The sequence below is a fragment of the Arcicella sp. GW822-FHT02H01 genome, assembly GCF_058802005.1.
In genome coordinates, this window is the sequence record NZ_JBXANT010000001.1 from 881,356 (window position 1) to 903,557 (window position 22,202).

The 22,202-nt window shown below is 35.3% G+C and carries 17 protein-coding genes; 12 read left to right on the top strand and 5 right to left on the bottom strand.

Going from position 1 to position 22,202, the window contains the following annotated elements:
- Positions 1 to 41 precede the first annotated feature (41 nt).
- Together AC1RNE_RS03780 and AC1RNE_RS03785 are read right to left on the bottom strand one after the other, a co-directional pair.
- The gene (locus AC1RNE_RS03780) at positions 42 to 455 is read right to left on the bottom strand and encodes a hypothetical protein (protein WP_492799699.1); all 414 of its coding nucleotides are present in this window, start codon (positions 453 to 455) and stop codon (positions 42 to 44) included.
- A gap of 247 nt (positions 456 to 702) precedes the next feature.
- Positions 703 to 1,620, bottom strand: a complete 918-nt coding sequence (locus tag AC1RNE_RS03785) for an RluA family pseudouridine synthase (RefSeq protein ID WP_492799700.1) — start codon at positions 1,618 to 1,620, stop codon at positions 703 to 705.
- 193 nt (positions 1,621 to 1,813) lie between these two features.
- Here AC1RNE_RS03785 and AC1RNE_RS03790 point away from each other — a divergent pair, with 193 nt between their 5' ends.
- From AC1RNE_RS03790 to AC1RNE_RS03825, 8 genes are all read left to right on the top strand, one after another.
- Positions 1,814 to 2,467: a hypothetical protein gene (locus AC1RNE_RS03790; protein ID WP_492799701.1), complete on the top strand. Its 654-nt coding sequence runs from the start codon at positions 1,814 to 1,816 to the stop codon at positions 2,465 to 2,467.
- 153 nt (positions 2,468 to 2,620) lie between these two features.
- Positions 2,621 to 3,388: a CDP-alcohol phosphatidyltransferase family protein gene (locus tag AC1RNE_RS03795; protein ID WP_492799702.1), complete on the top strand. Its 768-nt coding sequence runs from the start codon at positions 2,621 to 2,623 to the stop codon at positions 3,386 to 3,388.
- Positions 3,389 to 3,418: 30 nt separating this feature from the next.
- On the top strand, positions 3,419 to 4,378 hold the full coding sequence (locus AC1RNE_RS03800) for a vWA domain-containing protein (RefSeq protein WP_492799703.1): 960 nt from the start codon (positions 3,419 to 3,421) through the stop codon (positions 4,376 to 4,378).
- A 202-nt stretch (positions 4,379 to 4,580) separates the two neighbouring features.
- On the top strand, positions 4,581 to 5,177 hold the full coding sequence (locus AC1RNE_RS03805; protein ID WP_492799704.1) for a hypothetical protein: 597 nt from the start codon (positions 4,581 to 4,583) through the stop codon (positions 5,175 to 5,177).
- A gap of 11 nt (positions 5,178 to 5,188) precedes the next feature.
- Positions 5,189 to 6,370 (top strand): acetyl-CoA C-acyltransferase, encoded by a 1,182-nt coding sequence (locus AC1RNE_RS03810; RefSeq protein WP_492799705.1) that lies wholly within the window; start codon positions 5,189 to 5,191, stop codon positions 6,368 to 6,370.
- Positions 6,371 to 6,455: 85 nt separating this feature from the next.
- The gene (locus AC1RNE_RS03815; RefSeq protein ID WP_492799706.1) at positions 6,456 to 7,397 is read left to right on the top strand and encodes a phosphoribosylaminoimidazolesuccinocarboxamide synthase; all 942 of its coding nucleotides are present in this window, start codon (positions 6,456 to 6,458) and stop codon (positions 7,395 to 7,397) included.
- 28 nt (positions 7,398 to 7,425) lie between these two features.
- Positions 7,426 to 7,851, top strand: a complete 426-nt coding sequence (locus AC1RNE_RS03820) for an STAS domain-containing protein (protein WP_492799707.1) — start codon at positions 7,426 to 7,428, stop codon at positions 7,849 to 7,851.
- 107 nt (positions 7,852 to 7,958) lie between these two features.
- The gene (locus tag AC1RNE_RS03825) at positions 7,959 to 8,891 is read left to right on the top strand and encodes a ribonuclease Z (protein WP_492799708.1); all 933 of its coding nucleotides are present in this window, start codon (positions 7,959 to 7,961) and stop codon (positions 8,889 to 8,891) included.
- Here AC1RNE_RS03825 and AC1RNE_RS03830 read toward each other — a convergent pair whose 3' ends face one another.
- A complete protein-coding gene (locus tag AC1RNE_RS03830) occupies positions 8,892 to 11,114 on the bottom strand; it encodes a T9SS type B sorting domain-containing protein (protein ID WP_492799709.1) in 2,223 nt (740 codons plus the stop codon). It lies immediately after the preceding gene.
- A gap of 885 nt (positions 11,115 to 11,999) precedes the next feature.
- Between AC1RNE_RS03830 and gltB the strand changes: the two genes are divergently transcribed.
- The gene (gene gltB / locus AC1RNE_RS03835; RefSeq protein ID WP_492799710.1) at positions 12,000 to 16,571 is read left to right on the top strand and encodes a glutamate synthase large subunit; all 4,572 of its coding nucleotides are present in this window, start codon (positions 12,000 to 12,002) and stop codon (positions 16,569 to 16,571) included.
- 133 nt (positions 16,572 to 16,704) lie between these two features.
- Positions 16,705 to 18,195, top strand: a complete 1,491-nt coding sequence (locus tag AC1RNE_RS03840; protein WP_492799711.1) for a glutamate synthase subunit beta — start codon at positions 16,705 to 16,707, stop codon at positions 18,193 to 18,195.
- A 61-nt stretch (positions 18,196 to 18,256) separates the two neighbouring features.
- On the opposite strand, the gene AC1RNE_RS03845 is transcribed toward AC1RNE_RS03840, so the two are convergent.
- Positions 18,257 to 19,114 (bottom strand): AraC family transcriptional regulator, encoded by an 858-nt coding sequence (locus AC1RNE_RS03845; RefSeq protein WP_492799712.1) that lies wholly within the window; start codon positions 19,112 to 19,114, stop codon positions 18,257 to 18,259.
- 147 nt (positions 19,115 to 19,261) lie between these two features.
- Here AC1RNE_RS03845 and AC1RNE_RS03850 point away from each other — a divergent pair, with 147 nt between their 5' ends.
- A complete protein-coding gene (locus AC1RNE_RS03850) occupies positions 19,262 to 20,098 on the top strand; it encodes a phytanoyl-CoA dioxygenase family protein (RefSeq protein ID WP_492799713.1) in 837 nt (278 codons plus the stop codon).
- Between the two features lie 55 nt (positions 20,099 to 20,153).
- Here the strand turns inward: AC1RNE_RS03850 and AC1RNE_RS03855 are convergent, their stop codons facing one another.
- On the bottom strand, positions 20,154 to 20,804 hold the full coding sequence (locus tag AC1RNE_RS03855; RefSeq protein ID WP_492799714.1) for an ABC transporter ATP-binding protein: 651 nt from the start codon (positions 20,802 to 20,804) through the stop codon (positions 20,154 to 20,156).
- A 201-nt stretch (positions 20,805 to 21,005) separates the two neighbouring features.
- Here AC1RNE_RS03855 and sucC point away from each other — a divergent pair, with 201 nt between their 5' ends.
- Positions 21,006 to 22,202: an ADP-forming succinate--CoA ligase subunit beta gene (sucC, locus tag AC1RNE_RS03860; protein WP_323250507.1), complete on the top strand. Its 1,197-nt coding sequence runs from the start codon at positions 21,006 to 21,008 to the stop codon at positions 22,200 to 22,202.

Here is a 22,202-nt window from a genome sequence, read left to right on the forward strand (position 1 = left end):
TGTGCTGTTTAATTATTTGATGTATTGTTTTGTACTCTGAACTAATCAACTATTTCCTCCAAGTCTTTATAAACTAAATCCGCACCAAACGGACTTGGGATAACAGCTAATTCAAGTCCTTTTAATTCTGCTCCTGCATATCCTAGTCCATTCGTACTTTTTATTTCTTCAAGCTTATTCCAGCTATTTACTAATACAAGTCCTGTTGCTTCAAAAGCTTCACCTTTTATTTGAATATCAAGATATTCTTTACCATCTTTTTCGATGAATTTATTAAAAGTGTAATGGAGTTCCTCGGGATTTGATTTGACTATTGATGCTAGTTCATTTTTGTATTCCTTGGTACTGGGAGCAAACTTATCAAAAACAGTATTTGATGTATTCTTACTGTTGTTACAAGCAGTCAACAAAGTTAGACAGCCGAAAAGAGCGGTAGTGATTGTCGAAATTTTCATTTTTATGAGGTTTAACTATTTGATAATATATACAGCAGATTGAAAATCAGAAAGCTAAGACTTGGTTGTTAGGTGTTATATCTGTAGTACGTAATCATGTATTAGCTTTACACAAACATAATGTAATACTGGTAACAAAAAAAGAGGGGAATTACTTATTTTCTAAAATAAATAATTCCCCTCTAAATACTCAAAATAGAAAAGAGTGTCACGCTCGTATGTTCAATTATTCCATAGCATACAAAGGCTAAAACAAACTCAAAAATTTCTTAGGAACTTCAGTCTCAAAATACATTTCTTCATCGGTAATCGGATGTACAAATGATAATACCCAAGCATGTAGTCCCAAACGACCGATTGGGTCGGTCTTAGCACCATACTTTTCATCTCCTATTATCGGATGTCCAATATCTTTCATATGCACCCTGATTTGATTCTTTCTACCTGTTTCTAAATTCACTTTTACTAGCGTATTAAATTCACTAGTATTTAGGGTATCATAATGCGTAATAGCTTCTTTTCCTATATCTGGATTTGAAGTAGAATAAACAGTCAACGCCTTGCTTTCTACTAAATACGAACGAATAGTCCCTAATGGGTATTCTATAACGCCCTCGGTAACAGCCAAATAGGTACGCTGTTGAATAGTTTCATTCCAAGATTCTTGTAAAAGTTTCTGTACTCTTTCGCTTTTAGCAAACATCATCAAACCCGACGTTTCGCGGTCTAGGCGATGTACTACAAAGATTCTATTCGCAGGGTCTTGTTTTTTTACATGGTCACTCAGTGTACTATAGGCATTATAAAGCTTTTGCTTTTCAGTAGCAATTGACAGGAACCCTTCTTGTTTCTCAATAATGATTAAATATTGGTCTTCATAAATAATCGTAAGACCTTTATACTTTTGTATTTCTGGTGCTTTAGAGCTTTTAATATTAACAATTTGCCCTACTTTCAGTACGTAATTATATTGTGTGATGGCTTTATTGTCAACCAACACTTGCTTGTCTTTTAAAAAAGATTTTATATTATGGCGACTTTTATGTGGCATCTTGTCCAACAAAAAAGTCAACAATTCTCCTGATTCACTTACCTCAAAATGTCGTTCTGTTTTTTTTGTATCTTTTGGATTTCGTTCATTTGTTCTTCTATCCGTTTCTTTCATCTTCTAAAACTGTTTACTGTTTTCCAAAAGTCTATATCGTTTGGTTTTGCAAAGGTACAAAAATTAGGAGCTTATTTCTAATAATAGCATCCACCTATCGTTGTAAGTATTGTTCAAATCTGATTTTTAAATATTTGTATCAAATTGATAATTTCGTTAAGTTTAATTATTCAATTGAAAATTCCACAACACAATGAAAAAAACACTTTTTATAATACTCATTCTCTGTAAAGTACTCTCGACAAATGCCCAAGGTTTAAATGCTTCTGGCAATTTTCTACAAGATGTTAATGGCAAACCTGTGCTATCGAACAATTCTGTTGAAATAGAAGGAAATCCTTATTTTCCCGAAGAATGGGCCGCCGGTAGTATAAAACTGAAAAATGGTGCTATTGTTAGCTATAACGCACTAAGGTTAAATACTGCTACGGGTGCACTTGAGTTTTTAAGAGATGACCAAACTTTTGTAGTGACTAATGCTTTTGATGAGTTTACTATTTTCAATGCTACTTTCAGAAGAGGTTTTCCCGCTGTTGACAGCCAAACAAATACCACTTTTTATGAAGTATTGTATGATGGTAAAGTTAAATTGCTGTGTTATAAAAATGCAGTAATGTATGAAGAAAAGCCTTATAATTCCGCTACTAAAACCAAGAAATTCTTACATAATACTAATTATTATATCTTGAAAGCAGATGGGACGATGGCTAAAGCCAAAAAAGACAAAAAAGCTATTTTGGCTATTCTGAATGATAAACCTGCTCAGATAGAGGAGTACTTAAAAAAAGAAAAGATTAAAGAATGGAGTGATGTTGCTAATACTTTAGCATATTACGAAAAACTATAAAGCAAAGCTTTCATTATTAGAGCCTTCATTTGTATTAATGGAGGCTCTGATAATGTAACATTAGTACTTTTTATAACAAATAGTTTAAAAATTAGTTATTGATTCAATAGCGTATTTTACCTATATTGTTTTATAAGTACTTTCCCATAAATTATGCCTAAGCTTTCGATTGACGATAAATTTATTGACTTCTCAGACTACGGACGCCCCATTGCTACGTTTTTAGCATATCATTTATCGAATTTAAAAGTAAATGCCATTCAAGTCACTTTTGTTTTCTTATTGGCTGGTATCATTTGTGTTTATTGTATCCAGACAAATCATTATATTTTGGCGGCTATTTTCTTGATGCTCAAAAATATTCTGGATGCTGTCGACGGTGAAATTGCTAGAATTACCAAACATCCATCCATTATTGGAAGGTATCTTGATTCCATTTTTGATTTTATCATTAATCTACTTATTCTATTTAGTATTCTTACGATTGAAAGTTCTTCGAAGGTAATATTCATGATGGCTTTCTTTGGCATTGAATTTCAATGTTCGATTTATAACTATTATTATGTAATTTTGAGGAGACGCTTGAACAACGATGAAACCAGTCGTATCCTTGAATTTAGAAAACCTGTTAGCTATCATTATGAAAATCAGCAGATAGCAAATATTTTACATATTGCATTCCTGTGTTTGTATTTAGTTTTTGATGCACTGGTTTTTATACTAGACAAACCTGCTCTTTCTGTAAAGAAATTTCCAAAATGGTTTATGAGTCTACTTTCTTTGCTAGGGCTAGGTTTTCAATTATTAATAATTTGTACTTTGCTTTGTTTAGGATTAACCAAAATGATTTTACCTTTTTTTGCTTGGTACAGTATTTTCGGTTTATTTGTAATTTTAATCAGAAAATTACTAGTGAGGTAAACGACAATTATCTTTTTACTTCCTCATAAAATGAATGTAAACTCAGGGCTAGGCAAAACTGAATATTGGTTTATCGCTATATTTTTTATATTGTACTTAATTTATTTAGGGCGTGTCTTTTGGATAGCAAGGCGACTCAAAACTACGGCACGTTCAAGTATTTTGAAGTTTTTTTTAAGATCAGCCTACTTCGGTTTAATGATACTTGCGTTGCTTAATCCTTCGTTTGGAGAGTTGAATGAAGCCGTAAAAGCAGAAAACAGAGAAATATTTTTCCTTGTAGATGTCTCCAAATCAATGGACGCAACTGATATACAGCCTAGTAGGGTTGAAAAAGCAAAATTTGAAATAAACAGGGTAATTAACCAATTTCCTTATGACAGAATTGGTATTATTGTTTTTTCAGAAGAACCATTTTTACTATCACCTCTTACCTTTGATAAAAATGCAATAAGCCTGTTTGTGCCCAAAATCAATACTAGTTTATTGTTAGGTGGAGGTTCGTTGATTAATCCAGCCCTTGAAATGGCTTATAATCGATTACAAAAATCAAAATCAAAGAATAAATCAAAGACAATCGTGTTGATGAGTGATGGCGAGTTTTCGGATGAATATGACAGAAACATTGTTGCGCAAATTAAACAAAATGGTATCAATTTCTTTTGCGTTGGTATCGGCACTACCAAAGGAACTACGATAAAAGAAGGAAATTCTTTCAAAAAAGATAATGATGGAAATATCGTTATTACAAAATTAGACAATACTTCCTTGAAAAAAATCACCAATGAAGCCAAAGGTAAATACTTAGAAATAAGCAGTATATCTAATAGTTTGACAGCGTTAATTACCGAAATCAGCCAAATAAAAAGTACTTTTTCAAATAATCAGCAAATTAATGTTGTTGTAAATAAATATTTTTATTTTCTAATCATTGCATTATTTTTGCTAGGAATTGACGTTTTCTTTACTGTTAGGACATTTCAATTATAATTTTGTTGTAATACCCTTTTTTAAAAAACTAATGCCGATTAAACTTTATGCTATTAATTAAGTTTAATCTATTATTATCACATAAAATTATTAAAATCAATCAACCTTGTTAAATCAATTTGTTTTATATATTTTTCTTTGGATACTTGACAATGGCTCATTCTCGAAAGTAAATACAAGAAATAGAGCAAAAGTCGAAGCAATGATTGCATTTAGAAAAAAGGATTATCGTGAAGCGGCAAACCAATATCTTATTTTATCTAAACAATCCATATTTACACCTCCCGAAGTATCTTTAAATTATGCACACGCTCTTTTTGAAGCTAAAGACACGCTGGCTGCTCGTCAAATATATGCTCGATTAAGTGGGTTAAAAGAAGCCAAACTTACTTCCACTACGTTAGTACAATTGGGTTTGATATTTTGTAATCAGCAAGACACTGCCAAAGCGCTGACTCTTTTCAAAAAAGCTTTAGTGATGATGCCCGAAAATAATATCGCAAGGTTTAATTATGAATTATTGAAAAGAAGATTTAAGCCAAAACAAGAGTCAACATCTAAGCCTCCACCACCAAGTACCCAAAAAACACCTCCTAAACCTCCTACTCAGGAAAATGTTGAAGTCGCCAAAAATGAAAGTCAACAAGAACTACTGAAAACATTAAAAAATTATGGCTTAACTGTTGATAAAGCTAAAACAATATTGGATGCTATGAAAAGTAGCGAAATCCAATACATTCAGCAACGTCAAGTAAATACTAAGAACCCTAATAAATTAATAACAAAACAAAACTGGTAAGAACCAATTTTATGAATACGCAAGAAGTTTATATTATGTCGGCTGTGAGAACACCGATTGGAAGTTTTGGAGGAGTATTATCGAGTCTCTCGGCTACTCAACTTGGAAGTATCGCAATTAAGGCTGCTGTTGAAAAAGCAAACATTAAACCCGAAAGCGTGGAGGAAGTATTAATGGGGAATGTAGTTTCTGCTAATATTGGCCAAGCGCCTGCTCGTCAAGCGGCTTTGGGTGCGGGCTTATCACCACAGGCTAGATGTACTACTATTAACAAAGTTTGTGCTTCAGGAACAAAGTCTATCATGTTGGCAGCACAAAGTATTATGCTCGGTCAAGCTGATATTGTAGTGGCTGGTGGAATGGAAAGTATGTCAAATGCACCTTTTTATGTTCCCAATGCAAGATTTGGCTATAAATATGGTTCATCAGCATTGGTAGATGGTCTGGAGAAAGATGGTCTGACTGATGCTTATGAAAACTGTGCGATGGGATTTTTTGCAGATAGAACTGCCCGTAAATATGGCATTAGCCGTGAAGCTCAGGATGGATACAGTATTGACTCATACAAACGCTCTGCCGAAGCTACACAAAATGGCTTATTCAAAGACGAAATCATTCCTGTAGAAGTAAAAACAAAACAAGGCAGTATTTTTATTACAGAAGACGAAGAATACAAAAAGGTTAAATTTGAGAAAATACCTGATTTAAAACCTATTTTTGAAAAAAGAGGTACTGTAACTGCTGCGAGTTCTTCAAATTTAAGTGATGGTGCATCGGCATTGGTATTAATGTCGAAAAAGAAAGCTGACAAACTGGGCTTATTACCGATTGCAAAAATTATCGGAATGGCTGATGCAGAACAAGAACCTGAATTCTTTACTACTACGCCAACTGTGGCACTGCCAAAGGCTATCAAAATGGCGAATTTAATTAAAGAAGAAATTGACTATTTTGAAGTAAATGAAGCTTTTTCAGTTGTACCTTTGGCATTCGAAAAAATATTGGATATTCCACACAAAAAAGTAAACATTAATGGTGGTGCTGTATCGTTAGGACATCCGCTAGGAGCATCGGGTGCCAGAATAGTAACTACATTGATTTGGATTTTGAAACAAAAAAATGCACGATACGGAGCCGCGGGTATCTGTAATGGTGGCGGAGGGGCTTCATCAATTGTGATTGAAAGGATGTAATCTCTAAAAGTTTGTGATAATTTTGTAAAAATTATTTAACGACACAGACTTTAAATAAGCGTGATTAAACACGCAAAACAACATAATGAAAGTAATTAAAAACACTAATTTTAATTTTCCGAACCAAACAGGTTTCTACAAAGGAAAAGTACGTGATGTATATTCTTTTGAAAACTTGTTGGTAATGGTTGCCTCAGACCGTATCTCAGCTTTTGATGTAGTTTTACCTAAAGCGATTCCATTTAAAGGACAAGTACTTAATCAGATTGCAGAACACTTTTTGAATGCAACCAGAGATGTAGTACCAAATTGGCTAGTGGCAAGTCCTGACCCTAACGTAAGTGTGGGCTTGAAGTGTGAAACTTACCCTGTTGAAATGGTCGTAAGGGGCTATTTAGCTGGTCATGCATGGCGTACTTATAAATCAGGCTTGCGTACTTTATGCGGTGTAACTTTGCCAGAAGGCTTGAAGGAAAACGACAAATTGCCTACGCCAATTATTACGCCTACTACAAAAGCGCATGAAGGGCACGATGAGGATATTTCAAGAGAGGAAATTTTAGCCCAAGGCTTAGTGTCTGAAGAAGAATATAGCCAGCTTGAAAAATATACGCTTGCTCTTTTTGCAAAAGGAACAGCAATGGCAGCCGAACAAAAATTAATTTTAGTGGATACTAAATATGAATTTGGGAAAAAGGATGGTCAAATCACTTTAATTGATGAGATTCACACACCAGATTCTTCTCGCTATTTTTATGCCGAAGGTTACCAAGAACGCCAAAATAATAATGAAGCACAAAAGCAACTTTCTAAAGAATTTGTGCGTGAATGGTTAATTGCCAATGGTTTTCAAGGCAAAGATGGTCAAGTTATTCCTGAAATGACGGACGAATGGGTAAATCAGGTTTCAGAACGTTACATTGAGCTTTTTGAACAAGTAACTGGCAAAAAATTCATTAAAGATGACTCTGAAGATGTTTTGGTTAGAGTTGAGGAAAATGTGAACAATTATTTAAAGTCTTTGTAGGAAGTAAAACAAGAAATTACAACAATTTATGGAATTTAAGGTAGAAAAAAATGAGCAGTATGCTCTAATCGAACTTAAAGAAACTGCTTTAACGCAGGAAAATTATACTGATTTAGAGAAAATCGTTCGCCAGCTTTTCAGAGAAGGCTATGGTAATATCATTATTGAATTTAATCAAATTATTGAGCTAGACGGTCATGGTATTTCTGTTATTCGTAAAGCCAATAAAATCTGCCTGAACGAATTAGGCTTATTAATTATCGTGACAAAAAATGATGAAATAATTGATCAGTTAGATGCCGCTAAAATTGAAGAATTAACCGTAATGCCTACGGTTCAGGAAGCAATAGATGCGGTATATTTGAATGAATTGGAAAATGATTTTCAATCAGATGAAGATGATGAATACGATCACGGTGAATACAGTGAAGGCGGTTCAGACGATGATTATTAATATCATATACAAGAGGTCATTTGTAGGAATGACCTCTTGCACATAAATCAATATGTTGAATTATTAAACTAATATTGATTTCAATATTTACACAATCCGCAAATAATTTGAGTTTTCAACTAACCATTTTAGGCACAGGCTCTGCCACACCCGTTTTAACGAGAAACCCAACGGCTCATCACTTACAGATTGAGCAGGATGGTTATTTGATTGACTGTGGAGAAGGCACTCAAAACCAATTACTTCATTATAAAATCAGGACTACAAAACTCAAGTATATTTTTATTACCCACCTCCACGGTGACCATTTCTTTGGATTAATCGGACTTTTATCTACGTTAAATATGCATCGTAGAATAGAAGATTTATGGATTTTTGCGCCGAAAGGTTTAGCAGAAATCATTACCATCCAATTAAAGTATTCTGATACTCGCTTAAATTTCAAAATACATTTTACCGAAACACAAACAGAAAAATCGTACTTACTTTTCACAAACGAACACGTAAAAATCACTACTATTCCATTAATCCATCGGGTGCCTTGCTGTGGTTTTTTGTTTCAAGAAAGAAGAAAAAAAAGAAAAATTATCAAGAATACTAGACCCACAGATTTATCTTTTGAGCAAATAAAAAGATTGAAAGATGGTGAAGATATTTTGAATGATGATGGCAGTATTAAATATAAAAATGAAGACTATACTATCCCTTCTTTAAAAAGTGGTAGCTATGCCTTTTGCTCTGATACGCTTTATAACGAAGCCGTTATCGACATCATTAAGAATGTCGATTTGTTGTATCATGAAGCTACTTTTTTGGATGAATTGTTGCCAAGGGCTATTCAAACCAATCATTCTACGACTAAACAAGCTGCCTTGATTGCCAAAAAAGCACACGTAGGCAAGCTTATTATCGGTCATTATTCTTCACGATACAAAGAATTGGATACTCATCTAGCAGAAGCTCGTGAGGTATTTATGAACACCTATTTAGCCGTAGAAGGTGAAACCCATAAAATACGTGATATTAATATCAGGCTTTAATTACCGAATAAGATTGACCCATCCTTTGAACTCTCGTTTAGTGAATTTCAATAAGTAATAATATTCTGAAGAAGCGTGCTCTCCACCAGACCATTTGAAATCCCTCTCTTTAGATTCATAAATCATCGACCCCCAACGATTAAAAATTTGGATGTATTCAAATTTTTCAAAACAATTATTCTCAGGTAAGTCTGTCAGGGTAAAGTATTCATTCTTTCCATCTCCGTTGGGCGTAAAGACATTTACTGGCTTAAAAGTCTGGTAATCAACAATTTTACTTTTCAATACTACATTCACCGATACTGTATCAAATCTATTGGGGCTACAGGAATTATCTTCTGTAATAAAATTAATCACATAACTTGCCTGATCGTTTCCATTCAATAAACTACAGTCTATTTTCCATGCAAAGGGGTTAATTATTTTTGCTACACCATTTTTATCTGTCCATACCGCTCCTATTTTCGATAAATCAAAGCCTTTGCCTACAGCATACAATTTTATAGGGTCAGCATCGGGGTCTTGCGAAGTAACATCAAAATTAATAGGCTGAACATCGGTTCCATCTAATATAATTTCAATCTCGTTTTTGGCTAAAGAAGTCACAACGTTGGGTGGTCGACTATCAATTGGTAAAGCCTTTAAATTAACGGAGATACTATCTTTTAAATTTCTACCACATCGTGTATCGATAACATAAAAATCTATGATATAATCATTAGCTCTGACGGCAGTACAGGGCGGCGTCCAAGTAAAAGGAGAACTAACCGTTCCTAGTCCCGTAACAGAACCAAAATTCATTCCCACATCAGCAAGATTAAACCCTCTTCCTTTGGCCGTAATGATGATATTATCATTATCAATATCTTGCCCGAATAAATTAAATTTCAGGAGATTATTAATGACAGTTTCGCCTTTTCTATTTAATAAATCTGTAGAAATGGTTGGTTTATTGTTCAAGGCTGGTTCAATAATTACCTTTATTTTTAAAGTACTTATCAAAGGTTGCGGACAACCATCATCTGAGGCAATTAAATCAAAGAGTAATGGCTTGCCATCAAAGCTAGCCGTACATTCATCAAAACATAATTCAGCCCTTAGTGTATCTTTATAAGTATTGGTACGAATGGATGTTGGGGATAACGTAAATGCCCCCGTAAAATTAGTTGGCTGAATCTTTAAGTTTAATGTTTGATTCGGGTCTAAATCAGTCACCAAAAAATCTAGGCATTTCTTGTCTCCAGCCTTCATTGTTATGGTTTGAGTAACATCCGTAAAAACACCTTTCCCTTTCTCTCTTAAAAAGCTTTGAGGAGGATTATTTGTCGGACAGTCTATCACTTTCAACTGAAAGTCCCTTCGCACCTCTCCTATCTTTTTGCCATTTCTATATTCTTCTGTTAGCACACAAAACACATATAAGCCTAATAAATCCGTCGTTACAGTCAGTTGTCCCGTTCTGGCATTTACCTTTAGCGGCTGAGGCCCAGGTATCATGTTATTAACACCAAAACCTGTTTGCCAGCGCACAAGCGGATAATTGCTACTTCCTGTTGGTAAGTCTGGCTTAGGAGCCAGTGTGGTTGAATAGCCATTATAGGGCGTCACTAAAGAATAAACTAGGCTGTCTGCATCTGCATCAGTAGCGCCAAATTCAAAAACAAAGGGGCGTCCTCTACAAATATAATCACCAGTAAGTTTGCCAAATTTTGGAGATGAGTTAGTGAATGCATTTCCATTTTGCTTCTGAGCAGGGAAAGCCAAATAAAATACCGAACCAGCAGCTTCTGGATTTTGAATGTTAGTAATGATATTATTTCTACAACAACGTTCCCATGCAAAGTAATAGCCTCCTGCATCATCAAAATTATCAGGGCTCAAATATATCAATGTGCTATAGCGTATTAAGCGGGTTCTTACAGAGTTATTCTGTAAACAAGCTGGATTAGAATAGCTAATTAAACTATCGCTGATGATTGGTAAAACTGCATAGCCTAAATATAGGTTATCTTTTTTCCTAAAAACAGCTAAGTTGATAGTTGCATCTCTCGCTCCTGTACTACCATTAATGTCATCAAAATACAAATTAAGACTTAGACTATGTGATACATTAGGCTGATTTTTGACGACTTGCAGTTCTATTTCACCCCCAACGATATGGGTGGCTTGCACTTTGAAAAACGAGAAGAAAATGATTATAAGTAAGAGTATAGTTTTTTTCATATTATTTTAAACAGGAGGTTTACAAAATCATTGATTAACAAAGTATTCTATAATATTACTGACAATATTTAAGTGTTAAAGGTTGTTCTTAATTCCTTCAATTTTTGTTAAATTCAGTTATATTATTGTAATATGTTTTGTTAATGACTTCTAAACGAATTATAGCTACGTTAAATATATACATAATACAGCTTTTTATTATTAAAAGCCTGAACAAACAAAAAAGACGCTTCGTAAATAGGCTAAAATTTAAATATCTTTATATCGTTTTAAAAATTTGTATATCATTTTAACACTATAGAATTAATAGGCTAATAGCCAAGCAATTAGGATAAAATATTCCGATACAAGATTAAACATTTTTAGTTTTTGAAGCTTTTTAAGGGATTAATGAACAAAAAAGTAATTTTTTTTACAAAAAACTTATAAATTAAACAAAAATGAAATTTTGATATATTTTCAATTAAATTTTAACGTATAAATGATTCAAAATTGTAAAAACATAAAATTTAAGATTAAAAAAGCCTTATTTTTATGAAAATAATAATCATATTCAAAAAACAATGTTTTAAGGAATACCTTTAAAAAATTGCATCTAACTAAGATTAAATTTTACGAATTCTTGAAATTGTATCATTCAGATGATTATTCGGCAAAATGCTATTTTTTCCAAAGAATTTCTTGTATATCTTTGTAATAGCGAAACAGATAACAATACATTCTTCATTTTCCATAAAGTTTTAGTAAATATTATATCTTACTTCAATTTTACTATTTACAAATTATACTCTATTTCACTGACAATTTTTCAATATTATAGCAAAACAATTGCCACTAACATAATCTCAAGTTCTCTGTTAGTAAATTTAAAACAGACCCATTACCATGACTAATTTCGACAATAAAGGTTTGTACCGTAAAGAATTCGAGCATGATGCTTGTGGAATCGGCTTCGTAGCAAACATGAAAGGACGCAAGTCTCATAAGGTAGTTACGGATGCAATCCAGATGCTCATTCGAATGGACCACCGTGGTGCATGCGGCTGTGACCCTAACTCAGGTGACGGTGCAGGAATTTTATTACAGATTCCTCATGAATTCTTTTTGGAAGAATGTACAAATTTAGGTATTGATTTACCTGCTGCCCGTGAATACGGAGTAGGTATGACCTTCTTTCCAAAAGACAAGACAATTCGTGAAGAATGTAAGGAAATCATTACCCGAAAGGCCAAACGCTTAGGCTTAGAAATTTTGGGTTATCGTGTAGTTCCATGTGACAATTCTGAAATTCTAGGTGCGGAATCTGGAAATACAGAACCACAAATGGAGCAATTATTCATCAAACGTCCAGCTACCATTACGGATGAAATGGAGTTTGAAAGGAAATTGTATGTTTTCCGTCAGTACACGGCTCGTATCATCAACGAAACAGTTAAAGGTTTAGATAATAAATTTTACTTTGCTTCTTTGTCTGCTCATACTATCATTTACAAAGGTATGTTAACGACAATGCAGGTGCCAGGATATTTTGATGATTTAAAACGTGAAGAATTTACTTCTGCTTTGGCAATTGTTCACTCACGTTTCTCAACAAATACCTTCCCTGAATGGAAACTTGCTCAGCCATTCCGTTTTATCGGTCACAATGGTGAGATTAATACTGTAAAAGGTAATGCCGCTTGGATGCAGGCTCAATCAGCATTGTTTGAATCAGAGCACTTCACTAAGGAAGAAATGGACATGATTTTACCAGTTTGTCAATTAGGACAATCTGACTCTGCCATTTTGGATAATGCTATCGAATTATTGTATATGAGTGGCCGTTCGCTTCCACACGTGATGATGATGTTGATTCCTGAAGCTTGGGACGGCAACGAGCAAATGGAGCAATACAAGAAAGATTTCTATGAGTATCACGCAGCCATGATGGAGCCTTGGGATGGTCCTGCTTCAATTTCATTCACGGATGGAAAAATGATTGGGGCTACATTAGATAGAAATGGGTTACGTCCATCTCGTTATTGGGTTACTGATGACGATTTCGTAATCATGGCTTCTGAAGCGGGTGTATTGGATATCGACCCTGCTAAAATTGTCTCAAAAGGTCGTTTACAACCAGGTAAAATGTTTGTTGTAGACATGGAAGCTGGTCGTATTATTCCTGACGATGAATTAAAAGAAAAAATCTGTCAACAGAATCCTTACGGAGAGTGGTTGAAAACGAATAAAATCAAAGTAGAAGATTTACCAGCCGCAGGTGCTGAATACCGTACGCCATTTGAACGTGAATTATTATTGCGTCAACAAGTATTCGGTTTCACTACTGAAGACTTAAGAGTAATTCTTTCACAAATGGTTGAAACGGGTAAAGAAGCGTTAGGCTCAATGGGTGTAGATACGCCATTGGCTATCCTTTCAGACCAAGCTCAACATTTATCTTATTACTTTAAGCAATTGTTTGCTCAGGTAACTAACCCACCAATTGACTCAATTCGTGAGCGTACAGTAATGTCGCTTTTATCTGACATCGGTGGTTTGAAAAACTTGTTGAAAGAATCTCCTGAGCATTGCCGTCAGATTGAAATTCGTCAGCCAGTTTTAACAAATGGTGAGATTGAAAAAATTCGTTGGATAGACCACAAAAACTTCCAAACGAAATCTATCCATACTACTTTCCGTGCTACGGGAGAAAAAGGTCAATTAAAAAGAGCGTTAGACAGAATTTGTCAATATGCGGAAGATGCCGTTGATGATGGATATGCTATCATTTTATTAACTGACCGTGGTGTTGATTCTTCACATGCTCCTATTCCATCATTATTGGCGGTAGGTGCTGTACATCATCACTTAATCAGAAAAGGCAAGAGAGCCCAAACAGGTTTGATTGTAGAAGCTGGTGATGTTTGGGAAACACATCATTTCGCTACGCTGATTGGCTTTGGTGCTTCGGCAGTAAACCCTTACATGGCATTTGAGACAATCAATGGTATGAAGGAAAAAGGTATTCTACAAGTAGATTACCCTTATGAAAAACTACAGGCTAATTATATCAAGGCTGTTAATGGTGAATTATTGAAGATATTCTCTAAAATGGGTATTTCAACACTTCAATCATACCAAGGTGCTCAGATTTTCGAAATCGTTGGTTTAGGGAAAGAAGTAGTTGATACTTATTTCGCAGGTGCTATCTCAAGAATCGGTGGTATCGATTTAGAGGGTATTGCTAAAGAAGCTTTAATCAAACACAAAAACGGTTACCCTGAGTTACCAGTGGCTAATCCTAAATTGGAAGTTGGAGGTATTTATCAATGGAAACAACGTGGTGAAGCCCACTTGTTCAACCCTGATACCATTCACCTTTTACAACAATCAACGAAGACTAATAGCTATACTCAGTATAAAAAATATTCTAAATTAATTGATGACCAATCTGAAAAAGCAATGACTCTCCGTGGTTTGCTTAAATTCAAGAAAGGTAAATCAATCGATATTAGCGAAGTAGAACCGATTGAAAGTATTTTCAAACGTTTTGCTACAGGTGCGATGTCATTCGGTTCAATCTCGTATGAAGCCCATACTACTTTGGCCATTGCGATGAACCGTATCGGAGGTAAATCTAACTCGGGTGAAGGTGGTGAAGACCCAATCCGCTTTAACCCTCTTGAAAACGGAGATTCTATGAACTCTGCTATCAAGCAAGTAGCTTCTGGACGTTTCGGTGTAACGGCGCATTATTTAACGAATGCTACTGAACTACAAATCAAAATGGCTCAGGGTGCTAAGCCTGGTGAAGGTGGACAGTTACCTGGTCATAAAGTAGATGATTGGATTGGTAAGACGCGTCACTCTACTCCAGGGGTTGGTTTGATTTCTCCTCCTCCTCACCACGACATTTACTCTATCGAAGATTTAGCACAATTAATTTTCGATTTGAAAAATGCCAACCGTGCGGCTAGAATTTCAGTAAAACTAGTATCTGAAGCAGGTGTAGGAACGATTGCAGCGGGTGTGGCAAAAGCACATGCTGACCATATTTTGATTGCTGGACACGATGGAGGAACTGGAGCATCTCCACTTTCATCAATCCGTCATGCTGGTTTACCTTGGGAACTTGGTTTAGCAGAGGCACACCAAACATTGGTAAGAAACAAATTGCGTGGACGTGTTACTGTTCAAACGGATGGACAAATCAGAACTGGTAAAGATTTAGCAGTAGCGGCTTTATTAGGTGCTGAAGAATTCGGTGTGGCAACAGCAGCCCTAGTGACAGCAGGTTGTATCATGATGCGTAAATGTCATGTGAATACTTGCCCAGTAGGTGTAGCAACGCAAGACCCACGTTTAAGAGCACTATATACTGGACACCCAGACCACGTAGTAAATCTATTTACATTCTTGGCAACTGAATTCCGTGAAATCATGGCTGAATTAGGTTTCAGAACGGTTAACGAAATGGTTGGTCAGGCTGATAGATTAGAAATGAAAGAAGCTTTAAGCAACTGGAAACTTAAACATTTAGATTTATCACCAATCTTGTACAAACAACCAATGTCATTGGATGTAGCATTATACAAACAAGAAGATCAAGACCATGGTTTACAAGACCAAATTGACTGGCAATTATTAGAAATAGCTAAGCCAGCACTTGAGAATGGTGAAAAATCAACAGGTGAAATAAGTGTGATTAACGTGAATCGTACGATTGGAACAATGCTTTCAAACGAAATCACGAAAAAATACGGTGCAAAAGGTTTACCTAGCGACACTATCCATGTGAAATTCAATGGAACTGCTGGCCAATCATTTGGTGCGTTCTCTGTAAATGGTATCACATTTGAATTAGAAGGAGACTCTAACGATTATATCGGAAAAGGACTTTGTGGAGCTAAACTAATTGTATATCCTAGTAAAAAAGCAACATTCAACCCATCTGAAAATGCCGTAGTTGGTAACGTATCATTCTATGGTGCAACATCTGGCGAGGCATATTTAAGAGGTATGGCTGGTGAACGTTTCTGTGTAAGAAATTCAGGTGCTAAAGTTGTTGTAGAAGGTATTGGCGACCACGGTTGTGAATACATGACGGGCGGTTTGGTAGTTATCTTAGGCGAAACTGGTAGAAACTTCGGTGCGGGTATGTCTGGTGGAGTAGCTTATATCTGGGACAAAAAAGGAGATTTTGCTCCTAAATTAAACCCAGAAATGGTAGCCATTGAAGAATTGACAGTTGAAGATGAAAATATCTTGAAAATGTATGTAGAACAACATTTACAATATACAGATTCGGATACTGCCAAAACGATTCTTGACAATTGGGCTACTACTCTACCACAGTTTTTAAAAGTAATGCCTCAAGATTTCAAAAAAGCACTTGCTTCACGCAATATCAGTGTGGCAGAGGTTTTAGAAAACAAGGATGTTGTTTACAAAGATATTCAAGTAGAAATTGCACATTAATATCATTTGAAAACTTGAAAATGCGTCAATTCAAATCAATTTGAGTTGACGCATCCCAAAATCAATCACTATAGAAAAAATTATACAAGGTTGATTTCAAATTTTCAAATCCTCAAATTTTCAAATTAAAGAAATGGGAAAACCAACAGGATTTTTAGAGGTTACTAGAGAAACTCCAAAGAAAAGACTCGTAACAGAACGTGTCGCAGACTATAAAGAAATAGATATTGATTTTACTACGGATAAAGTAAAAGCTCAAGCAAGTCGTTGTATGGATTGTGGGGTACCCTTTTGCCACAGTGGTTGTCCGCTAGGCAATATTATTCCCGAATTCAACGATGCAGTTTATGATCAAAACTGGGCTTATGCGTATGAGATTCTTTCTTCTACCAATAATTTCCCAGAATTTACAGGACGTATTTGTCCAGCACCTTGCGAATCTGCTTGTGTGTTAGGTATCAATAAACCTCCTGTAACGATTGAGTATATCGAAAAATCTATCATCGAATACGCTTTCGGTAATGGTTTAGTAAAACCAAACATTCCTACCAAACGCACAGGTAAAAAAGTAGCAGTAGTAGGTTCAGGTCCTGCAGGAATGGCTTCAGCGGCACAGCTAAACAAAGCTGGGCATACTGTCACTGTTTTTGAACGTGCTGATAGAATCGGTGGACTTTTACGCTATGGTATCCCTGATTTCAAATTAGAAAAATGGGTTGTTCAACGTCGTGTTGAAGTAATGGAGCAAGAAGGAATTGTTTTCAAAACGAATACAAATGTTGGTGTTGACATCAAGGCTGACGATTTGTTGGAAGATTTTGATTTAGTCATTCTTTCAGGCGGTTCAACAGTGCCAAGAACATTAGGAATACCTGGTTCTGATTTGAAAGGTGTGTATCCTGCCATGGAATTCTTATCACAACAAAACAAAAGAGTATCTGGCATAGAACGAGAAGTAAACCACATGGGTATGCCTTATTCTATGGGTGATCTTTATGCTACTGATAAAAATGTGGTAGTAATTGGTGGTGGTGATACTGGGTCTGACTGCGTTGGTACTTCAAACCGTCATAAAGCAAAATCTGTTACTCAGGTTGAAGTAATGCCAATGCCTCCATTGGAAAGAGCTGCACATACTCCGTGGCCAAACTGGCCAATGATGTTGCGTACTTCTACGTCTCACGAAGAAGGAGCTGACCGTCATTGGTCAATTGCAGTAAAAGAGTTTGTTGGTGACGAAAATGGTAACCTAAAAGCCCTTAAAATTGCAGACATTGCATTAGAAGTGATTGATGGTAAAGCTCATCAAGTTCATAAAAACGACCGTGAAATTCCTGTTGAGTTAGCATTAATTGCAGCAGGTTTCTTACATCCACAACGTGAAGGTATCTTAGCACAATTGGAAGAAAAAGGTTTAGAATTTGACGAAAGAGGCAATGTAAAGGCCTATAACTATCAAACAGCAATTGATAAAGTATTTGCTGCTGGAGATATGCGTAGAGGACAATCATTAGTAGTATGGGCTATTTCAGAAGGTAGAGAAGCCGCTCGTGCTGCTGATATTTACTTGATGGGACAATCTGTACTAGAAGCTAAAAATGTGTCAAGTTTTGCTGTAGTATAACCTAGCTTGCTTTAGCATATTAAAAGCCGTCAATTCAAAAGAATTGACGGCTTTTTTATGCCTATACTTCTATCCTATTTCTGCTTACCTTCCTGAATTCACTAGGTGTTCTGGCTTTCTTTTTTAAAAATACTCTATTGAAGTAAGTAATACTTTCAAAACCCGTTTGAAAACCTATTTCAGCGATTGTCTTATCTGATTCTGTCAATAATAAACACGCCTTGCCTATTCTAATTTCGTTTAAATAATCAGAATAGGTTTTGCCCGTCATTCTTTTAAAGAATTTACAAAACGCACTTTCTGATAAATGAATTAAATCGGCAACATCTTTTAACGACATATTTTTTGATGAATTCCTTAACATATATTCAAAAATTGTATTAATCCTTAATTCATTTTCTTCATTTTTAATAGGTTGGAAAAACGGAGATGCTAATACTTGATACTCCAATACTGTAAGCATATCAAATATTTCCAGTAAAGCGTTAACTCTTGCAATCCCTTGTGTTTGACTAATATTTGCCATTTTATAAATAATTTCATTTGTGGGTTTAGGAAAATACAAACCTTGGCCACAAATAGTCAATATTTTTTTCAATTGATTAAATTCGTTCAGGGTTAAGAAACGTTCAATAAAATGACTAGAAAATTGTATAACTACCGCGGCTGATACTATGTTTTTTTCTTTATCACTCATCCATGTGTGGGGTAAATCTGGACCAATCAAGACCAAATCTCCTTTTTGAAAACGTTCAAAAGAATCCCCTATAAATCTATCTCCTACACCACTTTCAATAAGTGTCAACTCAAATTCAGGATGATAATGCCATTTATATTCAAAATGTGGCGTGCTGTATTGGTTAATTCTGAATGAATTCACATAGGCATCTGCACTCAAATCTTCCAGTATTGCTTTCATCTAAACACTATTTTTTACCTAAAGTTATGATTATAAATTTTAAAATTCAATATAGTGTTATGTTTTGAATTTTTAGTGCCGAATAGTTTTTTGTATTATAAATAGCTTTGCAAGTCAATTCTTTGCTGAATACAAAACCTTAATGTAATGTTTGAAATCGCCACATCCGTTTTGGATGCTCTTAAAGAGCCTTACAATTTAAGTCGAGAACAAATTGAGTTTTACCAAGAATACCGCTATATAAAACTCAAAAATGTATTTAATAAAGATATAATTAATCTCTATAATCTTGTCATAAGAGAAAAAGTACGTGAACTAAATACCATGCATTTGCCGCTTAACGAAAGGGATATTTATAATAAAGCTTTCTTACAAATCATGAATATTTGGACTCATAGTGCTACCATTAAGGAATTTGTATTCAGTAAAAGAATTGCAAAAATCGCTAGCGATTTAATGCAAGTAGAGGGGGTTAGGATATATCATGACCAAGCACTTTTTAAAGAACCTCACGGAGGTTTCACTCCTTGGCATGCCGACCAATATTATTGGCCTTTGGCAAGTGATAAAACCGTTACGGCTTGGATACCATTACAGGAAACCCCGTTAGAGATGGGTCCGTTAGAGTTCAGTGCTAAAAGCCATTTGATGCAAGAAGGCAGAAACCTAGCAATAAGTGATGATAGCGAGGTAGAAATCCAGCAAAAATTAAGGTTGGGAGACTTTCAACAAATTACTGAACCATTCGAGTTAGGAGAAGTGAGTTTTCATTCAGGCTGGCTTTTTCATAGAGCTGGGGCTAACCAAACGGATAAAATGCGGGAAGTGATGACCATGATTTATATGGATAAAGACATGGTTCTGAAACAACCTAATAATAAAAATCAAGAAGTCGATTGGAAAACTTGGTGTCCCGGTGCTAAAGTTGGCGAAATAATAAACACTCCTATTAATCCAGTACTATACGAAAATACCCATGATTAAACCGTGGGTATTCCAATAGAATAATAAAATGAGGGTTAAAACAAGTCCTCATTAATCAACTTAATAGTAAGCCATCCTGCATGACTAATTTTCTATCCGCCATATTGGCCAGTTCTTCATTATGCGTAACAATGACAAACGTTTGATTAAATTGGTCGCGGAGGTTAAAAAAAAGTTCGTGTAATTCTTGTGCATTTTTTGAGTCTAAATTTCCTGAAGGTTCATCCGCAAAAATAATTGATGGCGAATTAATCAAGGCACGCGCAACGGCAGTTCGTTGTTGTTCCCCACCAGACATCTGCGAAGGTAAATTGTGAATCCTATCTTTCAAGCCCAACAATACTAAAAGCTCTTCGGCCTTCTGTTCAATGTTTTTACTTTTCCCTCCAATATACGCAGGCATACAAACATTTTCTAGGGCTGTAAATTCACCTAAAAGGTTGTGAAACTGAAAAATAAAGCCAAGTCGTTCGTTTCTAAATTTAGCTAAAGCACTATCTTTCAAGCTAGTAATTTCTGTATTATCAATAAATACTTGTCCTGTATCAGGTCTATCGAGTGTACCCGCAATATGCAAGAGTGTACTTTTCCCTGCCCCAGAAGCTCCGACAATAGATGCTACTTCTCCTTGATTAATCTGTAAATCAATACCTTTCAAAACATTTAAGTTTCCGTAGGTCTTTGTGATATTTTTAACTACTAACATTTTTTCTTTTTCAATGAATATTCGCTGAAACAAAACAACGATAAAAAATGTGGAATTACTATATTTGTCTTGAATAATTACTTTCTTAGGAGTTCAAAAAAGTTGATAAACTATAAATATTTACCAAATAAAAGCGCTTAATTAAATTGTTTGTAAGTAATTTAGCAAACGAATTAATTTCGACATAAAAAACTGTATCAAATGAACATTCACGAGTATCAAGGTAAAGACATTTTGAAAAGTTATGGTGTCCGTATTCAAGAGGGCATCGTAGTCGATACACCAGCACTGGCAGTAGAAGCTGCCCGAGAGTTGTCGGCAAAAACTGGTACACAGTGGCACGTAATTAAAGCCCAAATTCATGCCGGTGGGCGTGGAAAAGGTGGTGGAGTAAAACTTGCTAAAAATTTAGATGAAGTTCGCCAAAAATCAGAACAGATTTTGGGAATGCAATTGATTACTCACCAAACAGGACCAGAAGGTAAAAAAGTTAATAAGGTCTTAATTGCAGAGGACGTTTATTATCCTGGCCCATCTGAGCCAAAAGAGTTCTATATTTCTATTTTGTTGGATAGAGGTAAAGCTTGCAATGTAATCATGGCATCTACAGAAGGTGGTATGGACATTGAAGAAGTAGCAGAACATACTCCTGAAAAAATTATTAAAGAATGGATTGATCCAAGAGTAGGTTTACAAGCATTCCAAGCGCGTAAAATTGCTTTTGCTTTAGGTTTATCAGGTGACGCTTTCAAAGAAATGGTAAAATTTATCAATTCTCTTTACAAAGCTTATGTTGAAACTGATTCTTCGATGTTTGAAATCAACCCTGTGTTGAAAACTTCAGACAACAAAATCTTAGCAGTTGACGCTAAAGTAAATTTGGATGATAATGCTTTGTATCGCCATGCAGATTTTATTCCATTGCGTGATGTTGAAGAAGAAGATCCATTAGAAGTTGAAGCTTCTAAGAACGATTTGAACTACGTAAAATTAGATGGTAACGTTGGATGTATGGTAAACGGAGCTGGCTTAGCGATGGCTACTATGGACATCATTAAATTATCTGGTGGTGAGCCTGCCAACTTCCTAGATGTTGGGGGAGGAGCTAATGCTAAAACGGTAGAAGCTGGTTTCCGTATCATTTTGAAAGATCCAAACGTTAAAGCTATCTTGATTAATATTTTTGGTGGTATCGTTCGTTGCGACCGTGTTGCTACTGGCGTTGTTGAAGCTTACAAAGCTATCGGTGATATTCCTGTACCAATCATTGTTCGTTTACAAGGAACTAACGCTGCTGAAGGAGCTAAAATCATTGATGATTCAGGCTTGAAAGTATTCTCGGCTGTTTTATTAAAAGATGCAGCTACTAAAGTTGAAGAAGTATTAGCAGCAATGTAA

Coding starts and splice junctions, on each gene's coding strand:
- AC1RNE_RS03800 (WP_492799703.1), top strand. CDS start 3,419: ATGAATGTAAACTCAGGGCTAGGCAAAACTGAATATTGGTTTATCGCT.
- AC1RNE_RS03845 (WP_492799712.1), bottom strand. CDS start 19,114: ATGAAAGCAATACTGGAAGATTTGAGTGCAGATGCCTATGTGAATTCA.
- AC1RNE_RS03820 (WP_492799707.1), top strand. CDS start 7,426: ATGGAATTTAAGGTAGAAAAAAATGAGCAGTATGCTCTAATCGAACTT.
- AC1RNE_RS03855 (WP_492799714.1), bottom strand. CDS start 20,804: ATGTTAGTAGTTAAAAATATCACAAAGACCTACGGAAACTTAAATGTT.
- AC1RNE_RS03795 (WP_492799702.1), top strand. CDS start 2,621: ATGCCTAAGCTTTCGATTGACGATAAATTTATTGACTTCTCAGACTAC.
- AC1RNE_RS03815 (WP_492799706.1), top strand. CDS start 6,456: ATGAAAGTAATTAAAAACACTAATTTTAATTTTCCGAACCAAACAGGT.
- AC1RNE_RS03850 (WP_492799713.1), top strand. CDS start 19,262: ATGTTTGAAATCGCCACATCCGTTTTGGATGCTCTTAAAGAGCCTTAC.
- AC1RNE_RS03805 (WP_492799704.1), top strand. CDS start 4,581: ATGATTGCATTTAGAAAAAAGGATTATCGTGAAGCGGCAAACCAATAT.
- AC1RNE_RS03840 (WP_492799711.1), top strand. CDS start 16,705: ATGGGAAAACCAACAGGATTTTTAGAGGTTACTAGAGAAACTCCAAAG.
- AC1RNE_RS03780 (WP_492799699.1), bottom strand. CDS start 455: ATGAAAATTTCGACAATCACTACCGCTCTTTTCGGCTGTCTAACTTTG.
- AC1RNE_RS03810 (WP_492799705.1), top strand. CDS start 5,189: ATGAATACGCAAGAAGTTTATATTATGTCGGCTGTGAGAACACCGATT.
- sucC (WP_323250507.1), top strand. CDS start 21,006: ATGAACATTCACGAGTATCAAGGTAAAGACATTTTGAAAAGTTATGGT.
- AC1RNE_RS03830 (WP_492799709.1), bottom strand. CDS start 11,114: ATGAAAAAAACTATACTCTTACTTATAATCATTTTCTTCTCGTTTTTC.
- AC1RNE_RS03785 (WP_492799700.1), bottom strand. CDS start 1,620: ATGAAAGAAACGGATAGAAGAACAAATGAACGAAATCCAAAAGATACA.
- AC1RNE_RS03790 (WP_492799701.1), top strand. CDS start 1,814: ATGAAAAAAACACTTTTTATAATACTCATTCTCTGTAAAGTACTCTCG.
- gltB (WP_492799710.1), top strand. CDS start 12,000: ATGACTAATTTCGACAATAAAGGTTTGTACCGTAAAGAATTCGAGCAT.